Below are 1,351 nucleotides of genomic sequence, written 5' to 3'. Positions count from 1 at the left end.
CCGCGCGGCAACGGCACCGTGATCAACCGGGCGGCGGCGTCGGCCCCGTCTCCGTCGCTGGCCGCGGCCGGCAACGGTACGGCGGTGTTCAATTTCGAAGGGGAATCGGTGCAGGCCGTCACCAAGGCGATCCTCGGCGACATGCTCGGCCAGAACTACGTCATCGCGCCCGGCGTGCAGGGCACGGTCACGCTGGCCACGCCCAAACCGGTCTCGCCGGCGCAGGCGCTGAACCTGCTGGAGATGGTGCTGGGCTGGAACAACGCGCGGCTGATCTACAGCGGCGGCCGCTACAACATCGTGCCGGCCGAACAGTCGCTGGCCGGGACCGTGGCGCCCAGTACCGCGCCGGCCTCGGCCGCGCGCGGCTACGAAGTGCGGGTGGTGCCGCTGCACTACATCTCGGCCAGCGAAATGAAAAAGGTGCTGGAGCCGTACGCGCGCCCGAACGCGATCGTCGGCATCGACGGCTCACGCAACGTGATCACCCTGGGCGGCACCCGCACCGAGCTGGAAAACTACCTGCGCACGGTCGAGATCTTCGATGTGGACTGGCTCTCGGGCATGTCGGTGGGCGTGTTCCCGATCCAGTCCGGGCGCGCCTCGCAGGTGGCCGGTGATCTGGAAAAGGTGTTCGGGCAGGACAGCAAGACGCCCAGTGCCGGCATGTTCCGCTTCATGCCGCTGGACAACGCCAACGCGGTGCTGGTGATCACCCCGCAGGCGCGCTACCTGGACCAGATCCAGCAGTGGCTGGACCGCATCGACAGTGCCGGCGGCAACGCCCGCCTGTTCTCCTACGAGCTGAAGTACATCAAGGCCCGGGATCTGGCCGAGCGTCTGGCCGAAGTGTTCGGCGCCGGTGCCGGTGGTTCCGCCGGGCAGCGCGGTGTGTCGCTGGCGCCTGGCGCCACGCCGATGACTCTGGAGGGACGCGGCACCACCGATCCCTCGGCCGATCCCGCTGACACGCTGGGCCAGGGCGATACCGGTGGGATGGGCGGCGATGGTGGACAGCCGCTGGCGCTGTCACCGCAGGCGTCGGGCAATGGTGCGGTGACCCTGGAAGTGGAGGGCGACCGCGTCGGTGTCTCGGCGGTGGAGGAAACCAACACCCTGCTGGTGCGTTCCACCCCGCAGGCTTGGCGTTCGATCCGCGAGGTGGTCGAGAAGCTCGACGTGATGCCGCTGCAGGTGCATATCGAGGCCCAGGTGGCCGAGGTCGCGCTGACCGGTGAACTCAGTTACGGCGTGAACTGGTATTTCGAACAGGCGGTCAATGCCACCCCGGCCAACGGCGGCGCCGGTCTGCCCTCGGCGCTGGGACGCGGCATCTGGGGCGACATCGCCG

General features: G+C 68.8%; 1 protein-coding gene. It reads left to right on the top strand.

Annotated features, from left to right (window positions below; translation table 11 throughout):
* On the top strand, positions 1-1,351 hold a 1,351-nt coding region (locus tag JCM9942_RS16045; RefSeq protein ID WP_304941166.1), incomplete at both ends, for a secretin N-terminal domain-containing protein.

Origin of the sequence: Stenotrophomonas pictorum JCM 9942 (assembly GCF_001310775.1) — a bacterium.
GTDB lineage: Bacteria > Pseudomonadota > Gammaproteobacteria > Xanthomonadales > Xanthomonadaceae > Stenotrophomonas > Stenotrophomonas pictorum.
The sequence above is the reverse complement of the archived record's forward strand: the minus strand, read 5'-3'. Positions and strand labels throughout refer to the sequence as shown.